Genomic DNA, 25,784 nt, shown 5'->3' with positions numbered 1-25,784 from the left:
CGGTACCCCGTCAGTCCACGTCGTCGCCGAGTTCGTTGATCAGCAGCAGACCGTCGCGATCGCGCTGCTCGCGATAGGCGGTGCGGCCGATGAGGTGGGCGATGGCGGGGGCGGTGAGCAGGGTGAACAGGCCCACCAGCACCAGCATCCACACGTTGCCGTGGCCGCGCAGCTGGATCGTGGCGCCGATCAGGATCAGCACCAGGCCGACCACCTGGGGCTTGGTGGCGGCGTGCATGCGCGACAGCGTGTCCGGGAAGCGCAGGATCGCGATCGCGGCGGTGAACGCCAGCCCCGCCCCGAACACGATCAGGACATAGGACACCCAGCGCAGCGCGGTATCGAGCCAGGCCGTCATCGGTCGTCCCGCACCCGGAACCGGGACACCGCGGCCGAGCCGAGGAAGCCCACCAGCGCGAGCGCCACGATGGCGGGCAGCACGGTGGCGTCGTTGCTGTAGGCCGCCCACACCGCCAGGCCCGCGGCGGCGATGCCGACCAGCGAGTCTATGCCGACCACCCGGTCCAGGGTGCTCGGCCCCGCCAGCACCCGGTAGCTGGTCAGCAGGGCCGCGCCGATCAGCAGCACCGCGGCGGCGATCGCGACGACCGTCATCGCTCCTCCTCGGAAAAGGTTGCCGGACTGGATGTCTCGTGCCACTCCTCCGGCCGTTCGAAGGTGCGGATCAGCAGCCGCTCCAGCCGGCGGGTGGTGTGGTAGAACTTCTCGACCGCGGCGTCGCTGCCCACGTCGAGCACGTGCACCCAGACCGTATGCGTGGTGCGGTCCAGCTCCAGCACCATGGTGCCGGGAATCAGATTCAGCACATCCGTGCACAGCACGAATACCAGGTCCGAGCGGATGGACATCCGGACCCGCAGCACCCCCGACACCGGCGCCCCGCGCGGGCGGATCGCGAACCAGGCGATCTGCAGACTGGACTCGATGGCGTAATACGAACCGACCGCGATCAATTCGAGCAGCGACAGGGGATGCAAGCGGCCGGAGATGGGAATCCGCGGCAGCGGCAGCGCCACCATGATCAGCGCCCCGATCGCGAGCCCGGCCAGCGCGTTCCCGACGCTCAGATCGCCCCACAGCGCCATGTAGACGACGGCCAGCCACAGCAGCACGCCGATCCGGACCATGGTTTCGCGGGTCATCGGTCGCCTCCCGCCTGCCACGAATCCGCCGGTCCCAGCACGGCTTCCAGATAGACCGCGCGATCGGTGAGGTCGTCGGCGGCGCGACCGGCGATGCCCAGGATCGGCCCCGCGAACGCGGTCAGCGCCAGCCCCACCGCGAGCAGCGCGACGGTCGGCACCAGCATCAGCCGCGGCATGCGCCCCGGATCCACGCGATCGTCGAACAGCACATCGGTGGACTCGTCGATGAGCGCGGAGGGCGCCGCATCGGCCAGATTCCCCTCCGGCGCCTGCACCCGCGGCCGCCAGAACGCCTTACTCCACACCCGCGCCATCGCATACAGCGTCAGCAGGCTGGTCACCACGGCCCCGGCCACCAGCACCCAGGCGAGCACGCTGCCGTCGGCCACACCGGCCTGCAGCAGCGCCGCCTTGCCGATGAAACCCGAGAGCGGCGGAATACCACCGAGATTCAGCGCCGGGATCCCGAACAGCAGCGCCAGCGCCGGGCTCGCGGCGAGCAGCCCGCCCAGGCGGCTCAGCGACGCCGACCCGGCCTGCCGCTCGATCAGCCCGACCACCAGGAACAGGGTGGTCTGCACCAGAATGTGGTGCGCCACATAGAAAACCGTCCCGGTCAGGCCCGCGGCGGTGTTCAGCCCGACCCCGAACATCAGATAGCCGATGTGGCTGACCAGAGTGAACGACAGCAGTCGCTTGATATCGCTCTGCGCGATGGCGCCCAGGATGCCGATCAGCATGGTGAGCAGGCCGCAGACCAGCAGCACATTGTCGAAGCGGCTGGAGGGGAACAGCAGCGTGTGCATCCGGATGATCGCGTACACACCGACTTTCGTCAGCAGGCCCGCGAAGACGGCGGTCACCGGCGCGGGCGCGGTGGGATACGAGTCGGGCAGCCAGTTCGACAGCGGGAACACCGCCGCCTTGATCCCGAACGCCACCAGCAGCACCGCGTAGATGGCGCTGCGAATCCCGGTGGGCACCTCGCCGATTCGCACCGCCATCTGCGCCATGTTCAGCGTGCCCGTGGCCGCGTAGGCCAGCGCGATGCCGGTCAGGAAGATCAGCGACGAGACCATCGACACCATCACGTACGACACCCCGGCCCGCACCCGGTCCGCGCTGGCGCCGAGGGTCAACAGCACGAACGACGCGGCCAGCAGCACCTCGAACCCGACGAACAGGTTGAACAGGTCACCGGCCAGGAACGCGATCGAAACGCCCGCGCTCAGAATGAGATACGTCGGCTGGAAGATCGAGGTGGGCTGCCGTTCGGTGCCGTCGCTGATACCCTGCCCGACCGCGAACACCAGCACCGCCAGCAGCACGATCGACGACACCAGCAGCATGGCCGCCGACAGCCGGTCCACCACGAGCGTGATGCCGATCGGCGTATCCCAGCCGCCCACCTGCAGTGCCGCCATCCCGTCCCGGTCCGCCAGGAACAGCAGCAGGGCGGCGACCAGCACCATCGCCGCCAGGGCGGCGATCGAGACGATCTGCTGCACACGGGGTTTGCGCCCGACTATCAGCGTGACCGCCGCGGTCAGCAGCGGTAACAGCACCGGCAGCGCGGTCAGGCTGGGCATCAGATCGGGGGACAGGGTCATTGCTCGGGGTCCTCGCCCTCGCGCCGCGAGGCGACCTTGACGTCCTCGGGGTCGTCCTCGACCCGCTCGGTGGTGGTCAGCGCGTAGGACCGGTAGGCCAGCGCCAGCACGAACGCCGCCACGCCCATGGTGATGACGATCGAGGTCAGCACCATCGCCTGCGCCAGCGGATCGGCCGTATCCCGCTGTGTGCGATCGGTTTCGCCGAGGATGGGCGCCCGCCCGTCCGGGCCGCCGACGGTGATGATCAGCAGGTTCACCGCGTTGCCGAACAGGATCAAGCCCAGCAGCATCTTCGACACCGCGCGCTCGAGCACGAGGTAGACCCCGCACGCGATCAGCACGCCGGCGAGGACGAGCAGGGTGATGTTCGCGGTCATCGGGTCCTCCGTTCCGACTCGACGACGAGCAGCGGGCCGGTGGTCGGCGTCAGCCCCTCGGTGTCCAGCCGCGCGCCCAGGCTGCGCAGCACATCCAGCACCAGGCCCACCACGATCAGATACACGCCGAGGTCGAACAGCAGGGCGGTGACGAACTTGACGTCGCCGACCAGCGGCAGCGTCACCTCGAAGATCGCCGAGGACAGCGGCGGCGCGCCGAACAGCAGCGAACCGGCCGCGGTGCCCGCCGACAGCGCCAGCCCGGCGCCGAGCAGGTGACCGGCGTCGACCGGCAGCGCCTCGGCCAGCTCGTAGCGCCCGCCCGCGAGATACCGCAGCACCAGGGCCAATCCGGCGGTGAGCCCCCCGGCGAAGCCGCCGCCGGGGGCGTTGTGCCCGGCGAAGAAGAAGTACACCGACAGCACCATGATCGTCGGGAACACCAGTCGCGTCGTCATCGCCAGCACCATCGACCGGTCGCGCTTGGCGATCAGCGGGGCCGCGGGCAACCAGTAGGAGCGGTTCGGGTCGGGGGTGTAGCCCGGCGCGTCGGCCACGCGCGGCAGCGTCCCGAAGCGGCGGCTGCGGAACATCAGCGACGCGACCCCGGTCGCGGCGACCACGAGCACCGAGATCTCACCCAGCGTGTCCCACGCCCGGATATCGACCAGCAGCACGTTCACCGCGTTCTTCCCGCCGCCGCCCTGGTAGGCGGCCCCGGGGATCAGGTGCCAGATCGGGTCGGTGTCGCGGGCGGCCAGCGCGAATCCCGCCAGCACCGAGACCGTCGCGCCCACCAGCGCGGCCAGCACGGCGCGGCGCACCTTGAACGCGGTGGCGCGGTCGGGCTCGATCTCGGCCGGGAACCGGCGCAGCACCAGCACGAAGATCACCAGGGTCAGCGTCTCGACCAGGAATTGGGTGAGCGCCAGGTCGGGGGCGCCGTGCAGGGCGAAGATGACGCCGCAGCCGTAGCCGGTCACGCCCACGAGCAGCACGCTCGCCAGGCGGTTGCGCATCACGGTGGCGCCCACCGCCATGGCGATCATGATCAGCCCGATGATCAGCTGCAGCGGCGAATCCCACAGTCGCAGGCCGACTCTGGTGCGGGCGTCGACGGCGAGCATGGCGGTGGGCAGCACGATCAGCGTGATCAGGATGAGGGCCTGGTTCAGCGGCAGCGAACCGCGCTGGATGGCGCCCGTCATGCGCAGCGACAGCTGATCCATCGCGCGCAGGGTCCTGTCGTAGACACGGTCGGCGTTGCCCAGCCGTGGGCTCGCGGATTCGCCGATCCGGTCGCGGATCTCGAACAGCACCAGGCCGCAGGCGATGATCACCATCGTCAGCGTGAGCGGATGGCCGAATCCGTGCCACAGCGCCAGATGCGTGGGCGAGCCGCCGGGAAGCGTTGCGGCATAGGGACGGAGCAGGCGGTCCATCCACGGCGCGGCCAGCCCGGCGGCCAGGCTCGCCGCCGCCAGCAGCACCGGCGGCGCCAGGAACAGCGCGCCGGGCCGATGCCACCGCAGTTGCGGCTCCGGCGCTCCCACCGCCACCGACTTGGAACCGAATGCGCCCCAGACGAATCGGAGGCTGTAGCCGACCGTGAGCATGGAGCCGACCACCACGCCGATGCCCAGCGCGACCTTGGCCGGGGCCGTCAGATCGCCCGCGTTCAGGACGGCGCCCAGCGCGCTTTCCTTCCCGACGAAGCCGAGCAGCGGCGGAATTCCGGCCATGCTCGCCCCGGCCAGGATCGCGGTCGCGCACAGCACCGGTGCCCGGCGGCCGAGCCCCGACAGCCGCCGCAGGTCCCGGGTGCCCGCGCAGTGATCGATGACGCCCACCACCATGAACAGGCACGCCTTGAACAGGGCGTGCGCCACGATCATGGCCACCCCCGCCAGCGCCGCATCCGGCGTGCCGATGCCGACCAGCGTGATGAGGAAGCCGAGCTGGCTCACCGTGCCGAAGGCCAGCACCAGCTTCAGATCGGTCACCTGCAGGGCCCGCAGGCCCGCCAGCACCATCGACAGGACGCCGAGGGTGAGGATGATCGGATGCCAGGGCGGGGCCGTCGCGAACGCCGGAGCCAGCCGGGCCACCAGGTAGACACCGGCCTTCACCATCGCGGCCGCGTGCAGGTAGGCGCTGACCGGGGTGGGCGCGGTCATCGCGCCCGGCAGCCAGAAGTGCAGCGGCACGATCGCCGATTTGCTCAGCGCGCCGATCAGGATCAGCACCACGGCGACACCGGTCGACCAGTCGTCCGGATCGGCCCGGACCAGCACCTCCGACAGCAGGTAGGTGCCGCAGCGCTGGCCCAGCAGAATGATGCCCACCAGCATGGCCAGCCCGCCCGCGGCCGTGACCAGCAGCGCCTGCAGCGCCGCGCGCCGCCCGGCGGTCTGTTCGGCGTGATGGCCCACCAGCAGGAACGACAGCACGGTGGTGGCTTCCCAGAAGGTGAACAGCAGCATCATGTTGTCGCTGGTGACCAGCCCGAACATGGTCCCGGCGAAGGCGACCAGATAGCCCGCGAAGATCCCCAGCCGCTGCCGATCGTCGTCGTCGAAGTAGCTGGCGCAGTAGGCGAGAATCAGCGCCCCGATGCCGAGCACCAGCGCCGACATGATCGAGGCGAGCGAATCGAACCGCAGGTCGAGGTCCATGTGGATGCCGGGCGCCCACTCGACGTGCAACTCGCGACCGGTGTTCCAGTTCGCCGCCACCCAGACCAGGCTCGCCAGCGGTACCAGCGCCAGCAGGTAGAACCCGCGGCGGCCCAGCGCTCGCACACACGGCGGCGCCAGCAGCGCGGCGGCGGCATGGGCGAGCAAGATAGCGAGCAAACTTCACTCCGTCGAGTCGGCGGCGGGGTGGTGCGGGGTCGATACTACTTTCCGCACTGAGGGTTTCGCGTGACGCGAGGGTATGGCGTCGAGCATGTTCGCCGAGCCCGGCTATATGTCTGCTACCGGGAAATCACTGTTCGGCGGCGGTCCCGGCGGGCGGGGTCACCGGTGCCACCGCGGGCGCCCGCAGCCGCCGCAGCGCGACCAGCCCGACCAGGCAGCCGATCGTGATGGCGAGCGCCGTCCAGTACGGCACCGGCGACGTCGCGCTGGGCAGCTGACAGACGTACCAGCGCCCGGCCTCGACCGTCACGGTGGTGAAATCGCCGCGGCTGACATGATCGCGCAGCGCCAGCACCACCGAGGGCATGAAGACGATCGCGATGCCCAGTACCCGGGTCGGGTTGTAGCGCGGCGCGGCGCTGCCGAAGCAGTATCCGGCCCCGAGGGCGAGCACGATGCCCGCCACGATATTGCGTGCGCGGTCGTGGCTGTCGATATCGAGCGTGAGGACGCAGTACAGCGCCAGCGCGGCGAGCACCAGCAGCGCGAACACCGGGCCCGGGCGCCGGAAGCCCAGCACGATCCCCACCGCCAGCAGGGCCAGCAGCGGCGCCGCCGACCAGCCCGGCAGAAACGACGGCATGATCGCGCTGCCCACCGCGGCCAGCGCGACGGCCAGCAGAACCAGGGTGCCGTCGCGGCGGGGCAGCAGCATCGCGGCGATCAGCCCGGCGACCACGGTCGCACCCACGCTCAGGGCGATATCGATGGAATCCTCGGCCCGGCGGGTGAGCCATTCGGTGCCGAACAGGGTCACCAGCACGTACACCAGCCCGGCCAGGATCGGCGCCATCGGCAGCTCGATCGAGCGGCGCTCCACCTGGGTGCGGCGGCGGTTGGCCACGGTGCCCACCGCGACCAGCGCGAGCGTCGCCGCGATCAGCCACGGCGGCGGCGATTCGACCGCCGGCCAGCGCCCGAAGCGGGTCGGATCGCCGAGGTCGTGGCCGTGCGGCACCGGCAGCGCGGCACCCACCACGATGCTGCCGAGCGCGCCGAGCGTCCAGCCGAACACCTGCAGCCGCCCGCGCAGCACCGCCGCGGCGATGCCGCCGAGCAGGATTCCACCGGCGATCGAATCGAGGAAGTTCAGCGTCGCCAGCGACGAGCCCGGCCCGCTCTGCCGCCCGACCAGATGCGTCACCAGCAGCAGCGTGATGCCGCAGAGTGCCGACCCCCAGGCGGCCAGGCCGTGATTGACGGTGGTCGCGAAGACCGCGATGATCAGCGCGATGACGGCCCCCGCGGCGATGGCCCGCGGCAGACTATGGGCGAGCAGATCCAGCTGCAGCGCGGTCGACTCCGTGGTCCACGCGAAGTCGATCGGGAGCATCAGCGACATTCCCGCAATCAAGGTTGCGAGAAATGCCGTCACCATCTCGAACACCGCGACGCTGGTCCGCACCAGCTGAAAATACCCATGATTTACGCCACAACCTCGCAGACGTGCCGCATTGGCGTGGTTGCCGCGACTTCGCCGACCCTCGCTAGAGGTATCCCGCGCGCTGGTCCGCGTAGGTCCGCAGGGATTCCACCTGCAGGGGATCCAGCGACGGGCGCACGGCCTTGCGGGCGGCGGCGACGTCGGCCGCGGTGACATCGGCCGTATCGACGTCGCGGCGCATGGCCGCCAGCGCGGCCTCGCGGAGCAGGGCCGAGCAGTCTGCGGCGGAGTAGCCGTCCAGATCGGCGGCCAGCGCGGACAGGTCCACCCCGGCCGCCAGCGGGACCGGTCGGCTCGCCGTGCGCAGGATCTCGGCGCGGGCGGCGGCATCCGGGGGCGGGACGAACACCAGGCGCTCGAGCCGCCCGGGGCGGGTCAGCGCCGGATCGATCAGCTCGGGCCGGTTGGTCGCGCCGATCACCACGACATCGCGCAGCGGCTCCACCCCGTCCAGCTCGGTGAGCAGCGCCGCGACCACGCGGTCGCCGACGCCGGAGTCGCTGCTCTGGCCGCGCCGCGGCGCCAGCGCGTCCACCTCGTCGAGAAATATCAGCGACGGCGCGGAATCGCGTGCGCGCTGGAACAATTCGCGTACCGCGCGCTCGGAGGAGCCGACCCACTTGTCCATGAGTTCGGCGCCCTTGACCGTGTGCACGCTCAGCTGGCCGCTACCAGCCAGCGCCCGCACCAGGAACGTCTTCCCGCATCCGGGTGGTCCGTACAGCAGCACGCCGCGGGGTGGATCGATACCCAGCCGCGCGAACGAATCCGGATGCCGCAGCGGCCACAGCACGGCCTCGGTCAGGGCCTGTTTGGTCTCGGCCATATCGCCGACGTCGTCCAGGCTGAGGCTGCCGATCGCCAATTCCTCGGTGCCCGAACGCGACAGCGGCCGGATCACCCCGAGCGCGCCGAGCAGGTCGGACTGGATCAGCACCGGGTCGGTGTGGTCGCGGCTGGCGCGCGATGCCGCCCGCAGCGCCGCCTCCCGGCACAGCGCCGCCAGGTCGGACACCACGAATCCCGGTGTGCGGGAGGCGATCTCCTCGAGCCGGAGATCGTCAGTCGGCACCTTGCGCAGCAGCTGCTCGAGCAGTTCCTTGCGGATGGCGGCCGTGGGCAGGGTCAGGGCGACCTCGCGATCGCACAGATCCGGTGCGCGCAAACGACTGTCGACCCCGGCCGGATGAGAGGTGGTGGCCAGGAACGCGACTCCGGGGGTCGCCACCGCCGCGCGCAACTGGTCGAGGATGAGCGTGGCGACCGGCTCCGGCGCGGCGGGCAGCAGCGCATCGATATCGGTGATCAGCAGCACTCCGCCCGGGCCGGAGCAGATTTCGGACACCGCGAGCCCGACCTCGCGCAGCCGGGTGCCGCTCTCGGTGGCGCCCACCGTCGGACCGTCCAGCTCCACGATGCGGCGCGGCGTGGCCACCGCGCGCGCCAGCGTCGCCTTACCGGCACCGGCCGGACCGGTGATCAGCGCGCCGAGATGCGGTGGAGCGCCGAGGGTTTTCAGCAGCTCGGGTTCGTCCAGGGCGAGGCTCAGCCACTCCGACAGCTTCGCCGCCTGCGCGCGCACCCCGGCCAGATCGGCCACATCGACCGCGGACGGCCGTTCCCGCACCCGCATCCGGGTTCCGGGAGCGCCGGTCTGGGTGTCGACACCGGCACCGGGATCGTGCGAGGCGTCCACGTGGCTCGCCACCCCCGCGCCCCACACCACGGCGCTGTTGGGCTGCACGCTCACCGGCCCGCGCACGGGATCGGTCGCGGTGACCGTGAGCAGCTCCGAGGTCCACGCGATGCCGAAGGCGCGAGCCAGCGCCTGCGTGGCGGCGGTGGTGCTGGTCCCCGGGCCGAGGTCGCGGGGCAGCAGCGAGACCGCGTCGCCGACGGTCACCACCTTGCCGAGCAGCGCCTGCCGCAGCGTCGCCTCGGGAATGGTGCGGGTGGCCTGCACCGATCCGGTCACCGAGAGCTGCCGTGCGCCGAACACCGTGACCGGCGCGACCACCACGGTCGAATCCTCCCGCACCCCCGCATTCGACAGCGTCACATCATCGAGCAGGATCACCCCGGCCGGCGTCCCCGCCGGTGCGATACCCGCCACCGCCGCCGTCCGGCGCGACCCGATCAGCGCGATCCCGTCCCACTCCCGCAACCCCAATGCCGCCAACGCTTCCGGATGCACCCGCACCACCCCCCGACGCGCATCGGCGGCCGAGCGGTTCAAGCGAGCGGTAAGCGAAAGATCCGGCACCCTAGCCATGGTATTGGCGCCGCCGGAATCGGCTAGCGTTCGCGGCCGCCCGGGCGGCGGAGGCGTAAGCGGGCCGAGGAGACCGGGACTCGCAGGGCCGGGCGGCGGCGCTGGGCCCGGCGCTGGGCGCGGCGCTCGGCGGGCTTGTGGTGCCAGGTTTCGGGGCGGGCGGCGACCCAGCGCTGTGAGCGCCAGGCGAAGGGGATGTGGATCAGGTACAGGCCGACCAGGACCATCAGCAGGATCAGCGGATAGGTGACCAGGGCGGCGGCCGCGAGCGCGGTCAGCACCAGCAGCAGCGCCGCGGCCTGCGGCGCCACCGAGACCGACTTCATCGCCAGCGTCGGGACCGTACTGACGGCCAGCAGGGCCGCCACCACGGTCCACACCGCCACCACCGGGAAGTTGTTCCACCACCCGTCGCCGAACTCCTCGTGCACGGCGATCGGCAGCATGGCGATCAGCGCGGCGGCCGGCGCCGGGACCCCGACGAAGTACTCCCGCGCCCAATCCGGACGGGTGTCGTCGTCCATCAGGGTGTTGAACCGGGCCAGCCGCAGCACGATGCTGACCGCGTAGATGAGCGCGATGATCCAGCCCGCGCTGTCCTGGCGCAGGAACGTCACGTAGATCACCAGCGCGGGCGCGACGCCGAAAGAGATTGCGTCGGCGAGGGAATCGAGTTCGGCCCCGATCTTGGTGGTGGCCGAGAGCATGCGGGCGAGCCGGCCGTCCAGGGTGTCGAGGACGGCCGCCGCGCCGATCATCGCGATCGCGGTGCTGAGCGAGCCCTCCAGCGCGAACTTCACCGCCGACAGCCCCGCGCACAGCGCCAGGATGGTCACGATGCTGGGCAGCAGCCGGATCGTGCGCCGCCGCCGCCCCTGCTCGGTCACGGTGTCTTCGATCATGACAGCAGTTCGGCGAGCACCGTCTCCCCGCCGATGGTGCGCTGCCCGGGGACGACGAGCGGCTCGGTTCCGGCCGGGAAGTAGGTGTCCACCCGGGAGCCGAACCTGATCAGCCCGTAGGTGTCGCCGATGGTCAGCTTGTCGCCGACCTTGGCATCGCAGACGATCCGGCGCGCCAGCAGGCCCGCGATCTGCACGACCGTCACCAGCGCGCCCGAGGCGGTCTCCAGTACGACGCTGTTGCGCTCGTTGACCGCGCTGGCCTCGGACAGGTCGGCGGAGCGGAACTGCCCGCGCCGGTACACGATCTCGCGCACGCTGCCGGAGACCGGGGTGCGCTGCACGTGCACGTCGAGCACCGACAGGAAGATGCTCACCCGCGGCAGCTCGGCCTCGCCCAGATTCAGCTCGGCGGGCGGCACCGCGGTATCGACCAGCGCGACCTGGCCGTCGGCGGGCGCGACCACGATATTCGGCCGGTTCGGCGGCACCCGGTGCGGATGCCGGAAGAACGCCGCCGCGGCCGCCGCGGAGGCGAACCCGCTGCGGCGCAACCACTTCCGCTTCCTACCCAGTAACGCGATCGCCAGCGGCGTAGCCACGAACGGCAGGCCGGCGGGATGCAGCGGCGGGATCGCGTCGCGGACCAGGTCGGCGACATGGCCGAGACCGGTGCGTTCGGGCGTGCCGGGCGGGGTGGGACGGCGGGCCACAGGCTCCTCTTTCGTGCGCGGATTGTCGCTCACACCATACGGGACGCCGGTGGTCACGGTGTGTGCTGCGACGATCCTCCGCCGGAGCGGGCGGGCCGGGCCGCGGCGAGAACTGCCGCAGCGACGAGTTCGTCACTGCGGCAGCATCACCCGGCCGGTTCAGCCGACTTTGCGGCGGCCGGTCACGAGGCGGACCAGCCAGAGCAGGATCACCGCACCGCCGAGGCAGGTGAGGAAGCTGAAGATGAGCCCGCCGCCTTCCACGTCGACGCCCAGCAGCTTCATCAGGAAGCCGCCCAGCAGGCCGCCCACCACGCCGACGACGATGTTGAGCAGGATGCCCTGCTGCTCATCCGTTTTCATGATCTTGCTGGCGATCCATCCGGCGAGGCCGCCGATGATGATCCAGCCGATAATTCCGAGACCGAGCATGATGTCCTCGAATCACTCGTGGGAACAGTGGCGCCGGTCGGAGCAACCGGCGTGCGAACTACGTTCGAACTGGCAGTACCCGATCGATTGTGACAATACCCACGCCTCCCGTTAGTGTTCCGGCTAATATGAGGGGGCCTCATGTCTACGGACTCGTCAGGGAGTCGTCCGATGAGGGCCCGATGAAGGAACGTTCGATGCGCGGGTGGGGCCGCAGGCCCGGGACACGCCTGCCGGCAGGTACCTAGGAGAAGCACGATGGCTGCTCGACTCGCCCAGGTCACAGGGGTGGAGCACACCGCGATGCTCGGGCTCGGCGTGTACCGCCCGGCTCGAGTCGTCACCAACGACGAGGTTGCTGCACCGATCAACTCCACCGACGAATGGATTCGCACCCGCTCGGGCATCAAGACCCGGCGGTTCGCCTCGGATTCCGAAACGATCATCGGCATGAGCGCCGCCGCCGCGCGCGACGCCATGGCCGCCGCGGAGGTGAGCCCCGACAAGATCGACTGCGTCATCGTGGCTACCTCCACCTGGCTGCTGCTCACCCCGGCCGCGGCCCCGCAGATCGCCACCGAACTGGGCATGAACAATCCGGCGGCCTTCGACATCTCCTCCGGCTGCGCCGGGTTCTGTCACGCCATCGCCCTGGCCTCGGACCTGGTCAAGGGCGGCACCGCGGGTCACGTCCTGGTGATCGGCGTGGAGCGGCTCACCGACACGATCAACCCGACCGACCGCGGCACGGCGTTCCTGTTCGCCGACGGCGCGGGCGCGGTGGTCATCGGCCCGTCCGACGAGCCGGGCATCGGACCCACCGTCTGGGGCTCCGACGGCACCCAGCATCACGCCATCCGCCAGGACAAGGACTGGATGGAGTTCTTCGGCGAGATCGACGAGAAGGGCACCGACGCCGTGCGCCCCTATCTGGCGATGGAGGGCACCGCGGTCTTCCGCTGGGCCGCACACTCGTTGAAGAAGGTGTGCCTCGACGCGATCGAGCGCGCCGGGCTCGTCCCCGACGATATCGACGCCATGGTCCCGCACCAGGCCAACGGCCGGATCATCGAGATCATGGCGAAGGCGCTGGACCTGCCCGCCGACTGCGCGCTGGCCAACGACATCGAGGAGACGGGCAACACCTCGGCCGCCTCGATCCCGCTGGCCATGGAGGCATTACTACGTAACGGCGACACCAAGCCCGGCGCCGACGCCCTGCTCGTCGCCTTCGGCGCGGGCCTGTCCTACGCCGCCCAGGTAGTGAAACTTCCCAACTGGCAGTGAATCCTCAGCCCATGCTCCAGGTGACCGTGACGTCGAAGGTCACCGTCTGCATGCCGGGTTCGAGCGGCACCTCCGGCGTCGCGAACTGAGTGCGCGGCGCCGGGGGTTCGCCGCCGCCGCTGCGGGTCTCGTTGACGGTCTTGACATCCTTCAGCTTCAGGCCCGACAGCACCGCGTACTGCTCGGCCCGGGACTTCGCATCGGCGAAGGCGCGGGCGCGGGCGTCGGCCAGCAGCTTGGAATTGTCGTCGAGCGCGAAGGAGACCCCGCGAATCCGGGTGTCGTTGCCGCCCGCCTTGGCCGCGGCGTCGAGCACCGCGGAGGCCTTGGTCAGGTCGCGGACCGTCACGTGCACGGTGTTCGCGGCGCGATAGCCGGTCACCGCGCGCTCGGGCCCGTACTGCGGCTGCACGGAGACGTCGGTGGTCCGGATGTCCTCGCGGGTGACCCCGGCGCCCACCATCGCGTCGATCACCGCCTTGGCCTCCCGGTTGGCGGTCTCGATGGCGGTGGACACGTCGGGTGCGGTCGCCTCCACCCCGAGATCGGAATTCAGGGTGTCCGGCGCGCCGCGCACCTGGCCCGTCCCCACCACCGTGACATCACGGCTGGTCTCCGGATCGCCGCCGCCGCACCCGGACAGCAGCGCCGCCGCACCGGCCAGCGCGACGGCGGCTCCTGTGATCGGTCGCATGCCAGCCGAACCTACGCCTATCGCTCGGCGGCCGCCTTGATCTTGCCGAGCGTTTCGTTCATGCCGCGCACCAGATTGGCCTCGAACTGCTGCTCACCGCCGAGGAACCGGTCGATCATCATGCGCACCGGCTTGCGGACCCCGTTGGGGACGTCGCGCCGCTCGGTCAGCCGGGTGCCCGACTCGGTCGATTCCAGGGTGTAGCTCCAGACCGTGCCGTTCTCGTTCATCCGGAAGGCGAAGGCCCGATTGGGTTCGAAGCGGACGATCCGCGAGGTGGTCGGGTAGTACTTGCCCCCGTCGCGATTGAGGTTGACGGTCCAGGTCCCCGCGCGCGGCGTGCCCAGCGGCAGCATCCGGACGGTGTTCGGGCTGAACTCCGGCATCCGCTTCAGATCGGAGACGACCGCCCAGACCCGCTCGCGCGGGGCGGCGATGTCGACGGTGGCTTCCAGGGTGTTCGGCAACGTTGCCCCTCCGAGGTGTGACTATCGGTAACGGAATCCTACTGGGACACCGGCGTATCGGCCCGGTCCGGGTGACGCGGGCCACAATCGATTGAAAATCAACTAGATCACATTCTGATGTGATCGGTATCGGTACCTGTAATAGCCGACGCACAATGGCAGATAGATGAAGCGGCAGGCAACGAAGCAACCGACCCGAGCCCGAGTTTTCGTCCAACGTGAGGTGATCGGCCGTGAAACTGCGCTTTCTCCTCCATCGCAGGCAGCCGGATTCCGTTCCGCTACTTCCGGTTTCAGAGTCCGACGACGTCGCCGCCCCACCGGGGCACGGTGGTAAGAGATCCGACCGGAAGGCCGTCGAGCGCGAGGAACGGCTCGAGCGGTTGCTGACCCAGAAGGAGCTGGACCTGGTCCAGCATCACCGGTTGTGAGCACGCACCGGCGGAACCCACTTGCGTCGACGCCCATACTTTTGAGGTGACTTCACCAGCTGTCGCCAAACCGGCAATCCTCAGTGTCGACGACGACCCGGGCGTCTCCCGGGCGGTGGTCCGCGATCTGAGGCGTCGCTACGGCGCGGATTATCGGATTCTGCGCGCGGAATCGGGTGCCTCGGCGCTCGACGCGCTTCGCGAGATGAAACTGCGCGGCCAGCCGGTCGCCGTGCTGATCGCCGATTATCGGATGCCGGGCATGGACGGCATCGAATTCCTCGAGCAGGCGATGGACCTGCACCCGTATGCGCGCCGGGTGTTGCTGACCGCCTATGCCGACACCAATGCCGCCATCGAGGCGATCAATGTCGTCGATCTCGATCACTATCTGCTCAAGCCGTGGGATCCGCCGGAGGAGAAGCTGTACCCGGTGGTCGACGCCCTGCTGGAGGCGTGGCGCGGCGACGAGCACCGGCCCGTGCACGAGACGAAGGTGATCGGGCATCGCTGGTCGGCCCGCTGCTCGCAGGTGCGCGAATTCCTGGCCCGCAATCAGCTGCCCTATCGCTGGTACCTGGCCGACGAACCGGAGGGCTCGCGGCTGCTGGAGGCGGCGGGCGCCACCCAGGATCAATGCCCGGTGATCATCGACGCCGCGGGTCAGGCGCTGATCACCCCCTCGGACTCCCAGCTGGCTGGCAGCGTCGGGCTCAGCACCGACCCGACCGGCGACTTCTACGATCTGATCGTGATCGGCGGCGGCCCGGCCGGTTTGGGCGCGGCGGTCTACGGCGCGTCGGAGGGCCTGCGGACCGTGCTGGTGGAACGCACCGCCACCGGCGGCCAGGCCGGGCAGAGCTCGCGCATCGAGAACTACCTCGGCTTCCCGGACGGCCTGTCGGGCGCGCAGCTGGCGGATCGGGCGCGGCGCCAGGCCGTCAAGTTCGGCGCCGAGCTGATCACTGCGCGTGAGGTGGTGGGGCTGGAGGCGTGCGGCTCGGCCCGGGTGGTGCGTTTCGACGACGGCAGCTCGGTCGCGGCGCATACGGTGCTGATCGCCACCGGCGTCAACTACCGCCATCACCCGGCGCCGGGCGTGGACGATTTCACCGGGCGCGGGGTGTACTACGGCTCGGCGATGACCGAGGCCGCCGACTGCGCCGACCGCGAGATCTACATCGTGGGCGGGGCGAATTCGGCCGGGCAGGCGGCGGTGTTCCTGTCCCGCAACGCGAGCACCGTGCACATCCTGGTGCGGTCGGATTCGCTGGAGCGGGGCATGTCGCACTATCTGGTCCGGCAGATCGAGCAGATCCCGAACATCAAGGTGCACACCTGCACCGAGGTGGTGGCCGCCGACGGCGACGACCACCTGGAGCGGATCGTGCTGCGCAACAATTCCACCGGCGCGGAAGAAAAGGTGGAGGCCGAGCGGTTGTTCCTGTTCATCGGCGCCGCCCCCGAGACCGACTGGCTCGACGGCCTGGTCGTCCGGGACGAGGCCGGATATGTGCTGGCCGGACCGGACCTCCTCGTCGACGGCGCCCGGCCGCCCGGCTGGGAGCTGCCGCGGCCGCCGCATCATCTGGAGACCAGCGTGCCCGGTGTGTTCGTGGCCGGTGACGTGCGGTCGGAATCGGCCAAACGGGTCGCGTCCGCCGTGGGCGAGGGCGCGATGGCGGTCATGCTCGTCCACCGATACATCGCCAAGCAATAGGAGTGTGCGCCATGGCTGACGACGCCGCGGCCGAGTACGTGCAGGGCACGGAACTGGTCTGTGACCCGGAGGAACTGCGCACGCTGTTCCTGTTCGAGAAGCTCGACGACGACCAGCTGGCCTGGCTGTGCCGGGACGGGCGCGTGGAGCACTTCGAGCCGGGGCCGGTCTATCGCGAGGGCGACCCGGCGACCTGCTTCTACGTCCTGATGGACGGCGAGGTCGTGCTGACCAAGATGTCCGCCGGTGAGGAGATCGAGCTGGTCCGCACCGATCACCGCGGCTCCTACGCCGGTGCCTGGACCGCCTACATGGGCGACAAGGCCGAGCAGAACTACACCGGATCGTTCTCGGTGACCAAGCCGTCGAAGTTCTTCGTCCTCGATGCGGGCACCTTCGCGCGCATGATGCAGGACTGGTTCCCGATGGCCCTGCACCTGCTCGAGGGCGTGTTCTTCGGCAACCGCAACGCCAACGAGATCATCGGCCAGCGCGAGCGGCTGCTGGCGCTGGGCTCGCTGTCGGCGGGCCTGACCCACGAGCTGAACAATCCCGCCGCGGCGGCCGTGCGCGCCACGTCGTCGCTGCGGGAGCGGGTCGCCGGGATGCGGCACAAGCTGAAGATGATGGCGCACGGCAAGTTCGACTCGTCGTCGCTGGAGGCGCTGGTGCAGCTGCAGGAGGAGGCCGCCACCCAGGTCGCCAAGGCCCCGACGCTGACCACGCTGGAGGCCGCCGACCGCGAGGACGAGCTCGGCGACTGGCTCACCGAGCACGGCATCGCCAACGGCTGGGACCTGGCGCCGAACTTCGTACAGGCCGGATTCGACATCGACTGGCTGGAGAAGGTCGCGGCCACCCTGGAGGGGCACGACAGCAGCGTCTTCGAGGGCGCGATCCGCTGGCTGAACTACACGGTCGAGACCGAGCTGCTGATGAACGAGATCACCGACTCGACCACCCGCATCTCCTCGCTGGTGCATGCGGCCAAGCAGTATTCGCAGATGGACCGGGCGCCGTTCCAGGTGGTCGACATCCACGAGCTGCTCGACAGCACCCTGGTGATGCTGGCCCGAAAGATCGGCGACGGTGTCCGGATCGTCAAGGACTACGACCGCGCGCTGCCGCAAGTGCCCTGTTACGCAGCGGAATTGAATCAGGTGTGGACGAACCTGATCGACAACGCGGTCGCGGCGATGGCGGGCCGGGGCACGCTCACCGTGCGCACGTATCACGAAAACGACTGTGCCGCAGTGGAAATCTGCGATACCGGTTCCGGTGTTCCCGACGAACTCCGGCACCGGATCTTCGAACCGTTCTTCACCACCAAGCCGGTGGGTGAGGGAACCGGTCTGGGACTGGACATCTCGTTCCGGATCGTGGTGAACAAGCACGGCGGCGACATCCGGGTGGAGTCGGTGCCCGGCGATACCCGGTTCATCGTCCGGCTGCCGCTGCATCGACAGCAGGACGAGGGCGACGCGACGGAAGGTCAAGCAGCGCAAGCGAATCCTGGAGGTCAGTGATGTCTCAGGCGATCGAGGGAATCGATCCGGCGGCGGCGCCCAGCGGCCCCGGCTGTGTGGAATGCGAGCAAGCCCGCGGTTGGTGGGTGCACCTGCGGCGCTGCGCCCAGTGCGGTCACGTCGGCTGTTGCGATTCCTCCCCGTCGCAGCACGCCACCAAGCATTTCGCCGCGACCGGCCACCCCTACGTGCAGAGTTACGAGCCCGGTGAGGAATGGTTCTGGGACTTCCGCACCGAGGAGATGTTCGGCGAGGGCCCGGAACTCGCACCGCCGCACAATCATCCGCCGGGCCAGGGGGTGCCGGGGCCGCGCGATCGCGTCCCGAGCGACTGGCAGAGCCGGATCCACTGAGCTGGTCGACCCGCGGGTTTTCATCCGCGTCCCCGCCCGGTACGCTGCGACGCGCGCCGGACAGGCCCGGCGCATGCGACCACCGGGATTAGACGTCTATGAAACGACTTTCGGCGACCGCCGTCGTGCTGGGCGCGCTGGCACTGGGATTGTCCGCATGCGGCGGAGGCGACGACTCCGCCGACGACGCCAGCGGATTGCGCAGAAATGCGCCGTCCGTCACCGCGTCGTCCCCGAGTGCGGCCCCTCCCGTAACCGGCGTCGCGCCCGAGTCGTCCGAGCCCGCCCCGACCACCGAGCAGCGGTCGGGCAATACCGCATCGGGCCCGGCCTCCCAGACGACCTGCGGTGAATTCAAGAACCTCGACACCGACGGCGAGAAGTCGCTGATGGAGAAGCTGCTCGCGGAGAATCCGGGCTCGAAGTTCGAGGGCAGCCCGAATGTCGCGCTGGGCACCGCGAAACTGGTGTGCCTGGCCGAGAGTCAGGCGGAGAAACCGGTCGCGGTCGCCATCGGCCTCGCGGAGCAGTAGCGGGTGCCTTAACCGGTCCTTTGGTCGCCGATAAGTGCTGCGGCGCATGGTCTTTCCATGCGCCGCGACGGGTGCGGCGCCGGATCGGCGGGAGGCCCCGTGCAGAAGTTGACGATTGCCGTGCTGGCGACCGGTGCGCTCGCCCTGTCGCTGACCGCCTGCGGACCGGCGGACGGTGCCGACGAGGGCGCGGGCCTGCGCAAGAACACCCCGACGACCGCGCCACCCACGAGCACCGGGCCCCGCATCCAGATCCCGGACATCAAGTGGCCCAAGGGGGACGGTGGTACCGATGCCGGGCGGTAGCGACACGCTCCCGCACGCCCGGCGGCTGGCACACCGCAGGCAGCACCCCGCAGCGTGGGCGGTGGCGGGTATCGTCGCCGGTCGGTGGCGCACGGTGAAGGCGGGTGAGCGAGTGGACGAGGCGGGACTGGCCGAGTTCGAGCGGCACAGGCCGCGGCTGTTCGCCCTGGCCTACCGCATGCTCGGCGCCGCCGGCGAGGCCGAGGACGCCGTGCAGGAGGCGTATCTGCGCTGGGAGGGCACCGACCGCGCCGAGATCCGTTCCGCCGAGGCGTGGTTGACCACCGTCGTGGTGAATCTGTGCCGCACCTGGCTGGATTCGGCCCGCTCGCGCCGCGAGACCTACATCGGCCCCTGGCTGCCCGAGCCGGTGCCGACGGGCCGGGGAGAACTCGGTCCGCTGGAGTCGGCCGAGCAGCGGGAGCTGGTGTCGATGGCGCTGCTGACGGTGCTGGAGCGGTTGTCGCCGGTCGAGCGCGCGGTCTTCGTGCTGCGCGAGGCGTTCGACTACGCGCACCGGGAGATCGCCGACATGCTGGAGCTGACCGAGGCGAACTCGCAGCAGCTCTACAGCCGGGCCCGCCGCCGCGTCCGAGCCGAGCACGCTCGCTTCGAGACGACGCCCGCACACGCCCGCGAACTGTTCGACCGTTTCCTGGCCGCCGCCCGCACGGGAGACGTCGCCGCGCTGGAGCAGATGTTCACCGCCGACATCGTGGCCGTGGCCGACGGCGGCGGCAAGATCACCGCGGCCCGCCGCCCGATCGTCGGCGCCGCCAAGGTGGCTCGCTACCTGTCGGGCCTGTTCGCCCGCGAGATCCCCGGCCTGGACCTCACCGTCGAGGAGATCAACGGCGCCCCCGCCGCGGTAGCCCGCGTCGACGGCACCGTACTGGTCGTCGGCACAGCCGACCTGACCGACACCAACATCTCCACCGTCCGCCTGATCCTCAACCCCGACAAACTGACCCACATCGAATAACCGCCGCCCAGCCCCACACCGCCATCTCCGGCGGTCCGGAGGTTCTCCTGGTCTCCGGCGGTCCGGAGGTTCTCCTGATCTCCGGCTGCCCGGACATTCCCTCATTTCCGGCACGCTTTTGGCCGGAATCCACCGAGTTCCCGGCCGAAAGCATGCCGGGAAGGCGTGGTGGGCGTGCCGGTGTGACGCACCATACGTTCCTCCCCTGTCAGGGGGCGGGGCCCTGTCCGGTCTGGTGAGTGTCGGCCTACGGAAAGGAGTCACTCATGACCGGATCGCATCGAATCGTGGTGCTGGGCGCCGGGTACGCGGGGCTGTCGGCGGCGCGGCGACTGGCCCGCCGGGCACACGGCGCCCGGATCACCGTCGTGGACGCCCGCTCGGAGCTGGTCGAGCGGGTGCGCCTGCATCAGCTCGCCGCCGGACAGCGCATTCCACGCTGGGGCCTACGAGAACTACTGGCGCGCAAGGGAATCGAATTCGTGCAGGGGCGCGCCGTCGAACTGGACCCGGCGGCGAAACGGATAGCCCTGGCCGACGGCGCCCTCGTCGGCTACGACACCCTGGTCTACGCCCTGGGTAGCGCGGCCGACGTGGAAAGCGTTGCGGGCGTTCGGCTCCATGCCCACACGGTGGCCACACCGGAGGACGTCGCGCGGGTGGGAACGCTGCACGGGCGGGTCACCGTCGTCGGCGGCGGCTCGACCGGAATCGAGACGGCCACCGAACTCGCCGCGGCGCGACCGGATCTCACGGTGTCGCTGCTGAGCGCGGCGGAGCCGGGTGCCTGGCTGTCGGACAGGGCGCGCCGCCACATTCGCGCGGTGCTGGATCGGCTCGGAGTCGAGGTGCGCTCGGACGCGAAGGTGGTCGAGGTGTTGCCGGGCGGGCTGCGGTTGGCCGACGGCAGCGAGGTCCCGGCCGAAACCGTGCTGTGGACAACGGGTTTCGAGGTGCCCGATCTCGCCGCCCGCGCCGGACTCGCGGTCGATGCCCGCGGCCGCCTGCTCGTCGACGAGGCGCTGCGCACCTCCGACCCCGCCGTATATGCGGCCGGTGACTGCGCGGCGATCGCCGGGCCGGACGGCCGCGAACTGCGGATGGCGTGCGCGACCGCACTGCCGTCCGGCGCCCACGCCGCCATCGCGGTACTGGCCCGGCTGCAGGATGCGCAACCTCCGGCGCTGCGGTTCCGCTACCAGGTCCAATGCATCAGCCTGGGTCGCCGTGACGCGGTGATCCAGTTCGTCCGCCCCGACGACACCCCGACAGGTCGGGTCCTCACGGGCCGCCCGGCGGCGTGGTTCAAGGAGGCCGTGGTGCGCGGTGCGGGATGGTCCGTACGGCCCTGAGCGCGACAGGAATCGTGTCGTCAACTAAAGGTTGACGATCCGCCACGCGTCAACCTATCGTTGACGCATGGCAGACAAAGTACGACTCGACGATCTGATCGAGGGCATAAAGAAGGCGCGACCCGACGACGTCCTGGAGCAGCTCACCGACGCGGTGGTCGTGGCCGGGCACCTGGGCGAGGGGGCCGATCATCTGATCGGCCACTTCGTCGACCAGGCCCGCCGCTCCGGCGCCTCGTGGACCGATATCGGCTCCAGCATGGGCGTCTCCAAACAGGCCGCGCAGAAGCGATTCGTGCCGAAGGGCCCCGCCGACCCCGGGATGGATCCGAACGCCGGATTCGCGCGATTCACCCTGCGCGCCCGCCAGGTCGCGGTCGAGTCCCAGGAGCAGGCGCGTCGCGCGGGCAACGCGGAGATCCAGCCGGAACATCTCGTGCTCGGCCTGCTCGCGGACTCGGAGAGCCTGGCGTGCCGGGCGATCGTGGCCAAGGGCGTCTCCCTGGACGCGGTGCGCCGGGTCGCGACCGCGGCACTACCGCCCGCGGCGGCCGAGGTCCCCGAACTCATCCCTTACAGCGGGACCGCCCGCAAGGCGCTCGAGCTGACCTTCCGCGAGGCACTGCGCCTGGGCCACAACTACATCGGCACCGAGCACATCCTGCTCGCCCTGCTGGAACAGGAGGACGGCACCGGCATCCTGTCCGGCCTCGGCCTGAACAAGGAGGAACTCGAGAACGACATCGTGGCCGTCCTCGCCCAAATCGTGAACGCCACCCAGCAACCCCCTACACCCCCGACGCCCTGACCACGGTGGGTCAGGGCTTGTGGGCGACCGCGAACACCCGGCGGAACGGCAGCCACGTCGTGCCGTCGGGCTGTCGGGGATAGGCCGTGCGCAATCGCGGGGCGAGTTCGGCGACGAATCGGTCCCAGTCGGCGTCGTCGAGGGCCTCGCGGACCGGGCGCAGCGCGGTGCCCGATACCCATTTCAGTACCGGGTCGTCGCCGGTCAGGCGCTGCAGGTACGTCGTCTCCCAGGCGTCCACGGCCCAGCCCGCCTCGGCGAGCACCGTGGCATAGCCGGTCGGGTCCAGGACATTGCGGGTCTCGAGCACGCCGGTCGGCGCCAGCCGTTCCCGCCAGTGCTCCGCACCGGCGACCTCTCGGATCGACCGGTGTGAGGGCGCGTCGAAGTTGCCCGGCACCTGGACTCCCAGCCACGCACCCGGCGGGAGTTTCGCCGCCCAGTCGGTCAGCAGCGCCGGGTGGCCGGGCACCCACTGCAGCACCGCATTGCACACCACGACGTCGGTATCCGGCTCCGGCTCCCACTCGCGGACATCGAGCAGCGTCGCGTGCACCCCGCGAGCCCGCGCCGCCGCGACCATCTCCGGCGCGGAGTCGGACGCCTCGACGACGGCATCCGGCCAGCGTTGCGACAGCGCGGCGGTCAGATGTCCCGGGCCGCAGCCCAGATCGACCACTCGCCGCGGCCGCTCGGCGCCGATCCGCTCGAGCAGCTCGAAAAAGGGTCGTGAGCGGTGATCATCGAAGGCCAGGTACTGCTGGGGATCCCACATCGGCGGCTCCAGAACTCACAACTACCAAACCGTACGTACGTACTGTATGACCCGGATGCGGGTTGCACAAGGGGCGTCAAGATACGATGTGGCTATGGCGGATGACGTGGATTCCGACCTAATAGCGGGGGAATTGCGCGCTGACCTGCTGCGCGCGCTTTCCTATGTCCAGACCGAGGACGGTGAGGACGGCAGCTACATCGTGAACGGGGATCTCCCGCCCGAGGTGGCGCCGCCGTTCATCCGTGCCATCATGCGCATCGAGGCGGAGTTGCTGCTGCACGACGCCGAGCAGGTCACCGTCGAGCGGGGGGAGCCGCGCTCACCGGAGGAGCGCCGCACCGACGCCTTTCTCGCCCTGGCACTGCGCGTCACCGACACCATGTAGTCCTGGGGGCGCGACCTTGCACTCGATATCCCTGAGTGCTAGAAAGGGACCTGGCACTCTCGACCCGTGAGTGCCAGGTCGGGACGGTGAGAGCGGGAGCCACGACACCCCTGCTCGTCCGTCGCGGGCACCGAGCCTGGCCAGCATCGTGTCACCCCCAATCCTGGAGGATCACTTCGCAATGGCCAAGACGATTGCGTACGACGAAGAGGCCCGCCGCGGCCTCGAGCGGGGTCTCAACAGCCTCGCCGACGCTGTCAAGGTGACGCTGGGCCCCAAGGGCCGCAACGTCGTCCTGGAGAAGAAGTGGGGCGCCCCCACGATCACCAACGATGGTGTGTCCATCGCCAAGGAGATCGAGCTGGAGGACCCCTACGAGAAGATCGGCGCCGAGCTGGTCAAGGAAGTCGCCAAGAAGACCGACGACGTCGCCGGCGACGGCACCACCACCGCCACCGTGCTCGCCCAGGCGCTGGTGCGCGAGGGCCTGCGCAACGTCGCGGCCGGTGCGAACCCGCTGGGCCTGAAGCGCGGTATCGAGAAGGCCGTCGAGGCCGTCACCAACCGCCTGCTGGACTCGGCCAAGGAGGTCGAGACCAAGGAGCAGATCGCCGCCACCGCCGGCATCTCGGCGGGCGACCCGTCCATCGGTGAGCTGATCGCCGAGGCCATGGACAAGGTCGGCAAGGAAGGCGTCATCACCGTCGAGGAGAGCAACACCTTCGGTCTCCAGCTGGAGCTCACCGAGGGCATGCGCTTCGACAAGGGCTACATCTCCGGTTACTTCGTGACCGATCCGGAGCGTCAGGAGGCGGTCCTCGAGGATCCGTACATCCTGCTGGTCGGCTCGAAGGTGTCGACCGTCAAGGATCTGCTGCCGCTGCTGGAGAAGGTCATCCAGGCCGGTAAGCCGCTGCTGATCATCGCCGAGGACGTCGAGGGCGAGGCCCTGTCGACCCTGGTGGTCAACAAGATCCGCGGCACCTTCAAGTCCGTCGCCGTGAAGGCCCCGGGCTTCGGCGACCGCCGCAAGGCGCAGCTGGCCGACATCGCCATCCTCACCGGTGGCGAGGTCATCAGCGAAGAGGTCGGCCTCAACCTGGAGAACGCCACCATCGACCTGCTGGGTCAGGCCCGCAAGGTGGTCGTCACCAAGGACGAGACCACCATCGTCGACGGCGCGGGCGACGCCGAGGCCATCCAGGGCCGCGTGGCGCAGATCCGCACCGAGATCGAGAACTCGGACTCGGACTACGACCGCGAGAAGCTGCAGGAGCGCCTGGCCAAGCTGGCCGGTGGCGTTGCTGTCATCAAGGCGGGCGCCGCCACCGAGGTGGAGCTCAAGGAGCGCAAGCACCGCATCGAGGATGCCGTGCGCAACGCCAAGGCCGCCGTCGAGGAGGGCATCGTCGCCGGTGGTGGCGTGGCCCTGCTGCAGTCGGCTCCGGCCCTGGACGAGCTGAAGCTGACCGGCGACGAGGCCACCGGCGCGAACATCGTGCGGGTCGCCCTGGCCGCTCCGCTGAAGCAGATCGCCTTCAACGCGGGCCTCGAGCCCGGCGTGGTGGCCGAGAAGGTCGCGGGCCTGCCCGCGGGCCAGGGCCTCAACGCCGACAGCGGCGAGTACGAGGACCTGCTGCAGGCCGGCGTCGCCGACCCGGTGAAGGTGACCCGTTCGGCCCTGCAGAACGCGGGCTCGATCGCGGCCCTGTTCCTCACCACCGAGGCGGTCGTCGCCGACAAGCCGGAGAAGCAGGCCGCCCCGGCGGGCGACCCGACCGGCGGCATGGGCGGCATGGACTTCTGAGTCCGGCCTCCCGGCAACACCTTTCGAACCGAGAGCCGGTCCACCTTCGGGTGGGCCGGCTCCCGGCATTTCTGCCGGGAATGAAGCCACCCCGCACCATGTTGTATCCCTTGTCGTCACCGGTTCGTCTATCGCTGTTTGGCCGTATGACCAGGCGATTTGACATCGAAAGCGGTTGGCACGTAACTTATTCCAGGTCAGAGCGACACGGACGCCGACCCGGGCCGAGAGGCCGGGGACACGAGGTAGGACGATGAGCGCCTGATGATCACACTGGTTCGACCGAGACCCCGATTTGGTTCGGGGTGGCTGGCTGAGCTAAGCTGGAAAAGTTGCCTCACCGATCGATCGGGCGGAAGTCCGGGAGATGGTGTGTGCGTGTGTTCTTTGAGAACTCAATAGTGTGTCGATGAATGTCAGTGCCAATTATTTTTGGTGCCTGTTCTCATACCCCCGTGTGAGGGCAGGACGTTTTTGTCAGCTATTTTCCGGCTGGCGTTTAGGTTAGGTTTTCG

At 69.7% G+C, this 25,784-nt stretch carries 26 protein-coding genes; 12 read left to right on the top strand and 14 right to left on the bottom strand.

Annotated features, from left to right (window positions below; all coding sequences use genetic code 11):
- Positions 1-10: 10 nt before the first annotated feature.
- From mnhG to QH290_RS36035, 11 genes are all read right to left on the bottom strand, one after another.
- Positions 11-358, bottom strand: a complete 348-nt coding sequence (mnhG, locus tag QH290_RS36085; RefSeq protein WP_280387876.1) for a monovalent cation/H(+) antiporter subunit G — start codon at positions 356-358, stop codon at positions 11-13.
- The gene (locus QH290_RS36080) at positions 355-615 is read right to left on the bottom strand and encodes a monovalent cation/H+ antiporter complex subunit F (protein ID WP_280262202.1); all 261 of its coding nucleotides are present in this window, start codon (positions 613-615) and stop codon (positions 355-357) included. The genes mnhG and QH290_RS36080 overlap by 4 nt, the downstream gene beginning before the upstream one ends.
- Positions 612-1,163, bottom strand: a complete 552-nt coding sequence (locus tag QH290_RS36075) for a Na+/H+ antiporter subunit E (RefSeq protein WP_280262200.1) — start codon at positions 1,161-1,163, stop codon at positions 612-614. The genes QH290_RS36080 and QH290_RS36075 overlap by 4 nt, the downstream gene beginning before the upstream one ends.
- Positions 1,160-2,776 carry a Na+/H+ antiporter subunit D gene (locus QH290_RS36070; protein ID WP_280262199.1) on the bottom strand — a complete coding sequence of 539 codons (1,617 nt, stop codon included), beginning with the start codon at positions 2,774-2,776 and terminating at the stop codon, positions 1,160-1,162. Before QH290_RS36070 ends, QH290_RS36075 begins: the two co-directional genes overlap by 4 nt.
- Complete coding sequence (locus tag QH290_RS36065; RefSeq protein ID WP_280262197.1) at positions 2,773-3,156, bottom strand: Na(+)/H(+) antiporter subunit C; 384 nt, start codon at positions 3,154-3,156, stop codon at positions 2,773-2,775. Before QH290_RS36065 ends, QH290_RS36070 begins: the two co-directional genes overlap by 4 nt.
- Positions 3,153-6,011 carry a Na+/H+ antiporter subunit A gene (locus QH290_RS36060; protein WP_280387874.1) on the bottom strand — a complete coding sequence of 953 codons (2,859 nt, stop codon included), beginning with the start codon at positions 6,009-6,011 and terminating at the stop codon, positions 3,153-3,155. The genes QH290_RS36065 and QH290_RS36060 overlap by 4 nt, the downstream gene beginning before the upstream one ends.
- A gap of 133 nt (positions 6,012-6,144) precedes the next feature.
- Positions 6,145-7,482 (bottom strand): hypothetical protein, encoded by a 1,338-nt coding sequence (locus QH290_RS36055; RefSeq protein WP_280387872.1) that lies wholly within the window; start codon positions 7,480-7,482, stop codon positions 6,145-6,147.
- 82 nt (positions 7,483-7,564) lie between these two features.
- On the bottom strand, positions 7,565-9,784 hold the full coding sequence (locus tag QH290_RS36050) for an AAA family ATPase (protein ID WP_280387870.1): 2,220 nt from the start codon (positions 9,782-9,784) through the stop codon (positions 7,565-7,567).
- Between the two features lie 32 nt (positions 9,785-9,816).
- Positions 9,817-10,695: a CDP-alcohol phosphatidyltransferase family protein gene (locus QH290_RS36045; protein ID WP_280262189.1), complete on the bottom strand. Its 879-nt coding sequence runs from the start codon at positions 10,693-10,695 to the stop codon at positions 9,817-9,819.
- Positions 10,692-11,408: a phosphatidylserine decarboxylase gene (locus tag QH290_RS36040; protein WP_280262187.1), complete on the bottom strand. Its 717-nt coding sequence runs from the start codon at positions 11,406-11,408 to the stop codon at positions 10,692-10,694. The genes QH290_RS36045 and QH290_RS36040 overlap by 4 nt, the downstream gene beginning before the upstream one ends.
- Before the next feature lie 159 nt (positions 11,409-11,567).
- Positions 11,568-11,840, bottom strand: a complete 273-nt coding sequence (locus tag QH290_RS36035; protein ID WP_280262185.1) for a GlsB/YeaQ/YmgE family stress response membrane protein — start codon at positions 11,838-11,840, stop codon at positions 11,568-11,570.
- 258 nt (positions 11,841-12,098) lie between these two features.
- Between QH290_RS36035 and QH290_RS36030 the strand changes: the two genes are divergently transcribed.
- The gene (locus tag QH290_RS36030; protein WP_280387868.1) at positions 12,099-13,127 is read left to right on the top strand and encodes a beta-ketoacyl-ACP synthase III; all 1,029 of its coding nucleotides are present in this window, start codon (positions 12,099-12,101) and stop codon (positions 13,125-13,127) included.
- 4 nt (positions 13,128-13,131) lie between these two features.
- Here the strand turns inward: QH290_RS36030 and QH290_RS36025 are convergent, their stop codons facing one another.
- Together QH290_RS36025 and QH290_RS36020 are read right to left on the bottom strand one after the other, a co-directional pair.
- Positions 13,132-13,821 carry an SIMPL domain-containing protein gene (locus tag QH290_RS36025; RefSeq protein ID WP_280387866.1) on the bottom strand — a complete coding sequence of 230 codons (690 nt, stop codon included), beginning with the start codon at positions 13,819-13,821 and terminating at the stop codon, positions 13,132-13,134.
- A 17-nt stretch (positions 13,822-13,838) separates the two neighbouring features.
- Positions 13,839-14,288, bottom strand: a complete 450-nt coding sequence (locus QH290_RS36020) for an SRPBCC family protein (protein WP_280262179.1) — start codon at positions 14,286-14,288, stop codon at positions 13,839-13,841.
- A 233-nt stretch (positions 14,289-14,521) separates the two neighbouring features.
- Between QH290_RS36020 and QH290_RS36015 the strand changes: the two genes are divergently transcribed.
- From QH290_RS36015 to QH290_RS35975, 9 genes are all read left to right on the top strand, one after another.
- A complete protein-coding gene (locus QH290_RS36015) occupies positions 14,522-14,719 on the top strand; it encodes a hypothetical protein (protein ID WP_280262177.1) in 198 nt (65 codons plus the stop codon).
- Between the two features lie 46 nt (positions 14,720-14,765).
- Positions 14,766-16,439 carry an NAD(P)/FAD-dependent oxidoreductase gene (locus tag QH290_RS36010; RefSeq protein ID WP_280387864.1) on the top strand — a complete coding sequence of 558 codons (1,674 nt, stop codon included), beginning with the start codon at positions 14,766-14,768 and terminating at the stop codon, positions 16,437-16,439.
- An 11-nt stretch (positions 16,440-16,450) separates the two neighbouring features.
- On the top strand, positions 16,451-17,965 hold the full coding sequence (locus QH290_RS36005; RefSeq protein ID WP_280387862.1) for an ATP-binding protein: 1,515 nt from the start codon (positions 16,451-16,453) through the stop codon (positions 17,963-17,965).
- Positions 17,965-18,318: a UBP-type zinc finger domain-containing protein gene (locus QH290_RS36000; protein WP_280262171.1), complete on the top strand. Its 354-nt coding sequence runs from the start codon at positions 17,965-17,967 to the stop codon at positions 18,316-18,318. The genes QH290_RS36005 and QH290_RS36000 overlap by 1 nt, the downstream gene beginning before the upstream one ends.
- Before the next feature lie 98 nt (positions 18,319-18,416).
- Positions 18,417-18,851: a hypothetical protein gene (locus tag QH290_RS35995; protein ID WP_280262169.1), complete on the top strand. Its 435-nt coding sequence runs from the start codon at positions 18,417-18,419 to the stop codon at positions 18,849-18,851.
- A 99-nt stretch (positions 18,852-18,950) separates the two neighbouring features.
- Positions 18,951-19,157, top strand: a complete 207-nt coding sequence (locus QH290_RS35990; RefSeq protein ID WP_280262167.1) for a hypothetical protein — start codon at positions 18,951-18,953, stop codon at positions 19,155-19,157.
- A 112-nt stretch (positions 19,158-19,269) separates the two neighbouring features.
- A complete protein-coding gene (locus tag QH290_RS35985) occupies positions 19,270-20,139 on the top strand; it encodes an RNA polymerase sigma-70 factor (protein WP_280262224.1) in 870 nt (289 codons plus the stop codon).
- A gap of 266 nt (positions 20,140-20,405) precedes the next feature.
- Complete coding sequence (locus tag QH290_RS35980; protein WP_280387860.1) at positions 20,406-21,491, top strand: NAD(P)/FAD-dependent oxidoreductase; 1,086 nt, start codon at positions 20,406-20,408, stop codon at positions 21,489-21,491.
- Positions 21,492-21,558: 67 nt separating this feature from the next.
- Positions 21,559-22,299 carry a Clp protease N-terminal domain-containing protein gene (locus QH290_RS35975; RefSeq protein ID WP_280387858.1) on the top strand — a complete coding sequence of 247 codons (741 nt, stop codon included), beginning with the start codon at positions 21,559-21,561 and terminating at the stop codon, positions 22,297-22,299.
- Between the two features lie 10 nt (positions 22,300-22,309).
- Here the strand turns inward: QH290_RS35975 and QH290_RS35970 are convergent, their stop codons facing one another.
- A complete protein-coding gene (locus tag QH290_RS35970) occupies positions 22,310-23,074 on the bottom strand; it encodes a trans-aconitate 2-methyltransferase (RefSeq protein ID WP_280387856.1) in 765 nt (254 codons plus the stop codon).
- Between the two features lie 94 nt (positions 23,075-23,168).
- On the opposite strand from QH290_RS35970, the gene QH290_RS35965 reads away from it, so the two are divergent.
- Complete coding sequence (locus tag QH290_RS35965) at positions 23,169-23,462, top strand: hypothetical protein (protein ID WP_280262161.1); 294 nt, start codon at positions 23,169-23,171, stop codon at positions 23,460-23,462.
- Between the two features lie 181 nt (positions 23,463-23,643).
- Positions 23,644-25,269 (top strand): chaperonin GroEL, encoded by a 1,626-nt coding sequence (gene groL / locus QH290_RS35960; protein WP_280262159.1) that lies wholly within the window; start codon positions 23,644-23,646, stop codon positions 25,267-25,269.
- The last annotated feature ends 515 nt before the right edge of the window (positions 25,270-25,784 follow it).

The sequence above is a fragment of the Nocardia wallacei genome (genome assembly GCF_029869545.1).
GTDB lineage: Bacteria > Actinomycetota > Actinomycetes > Mycobacteriales > Mycobacteriaceae > Nocardia > Nocardia wallacei_A.
The sequence above is the reverse complement of the archived record's forward strand: the minus strand, read 5'-3'. Positions and strand labels throughout refer to the sequence as shown.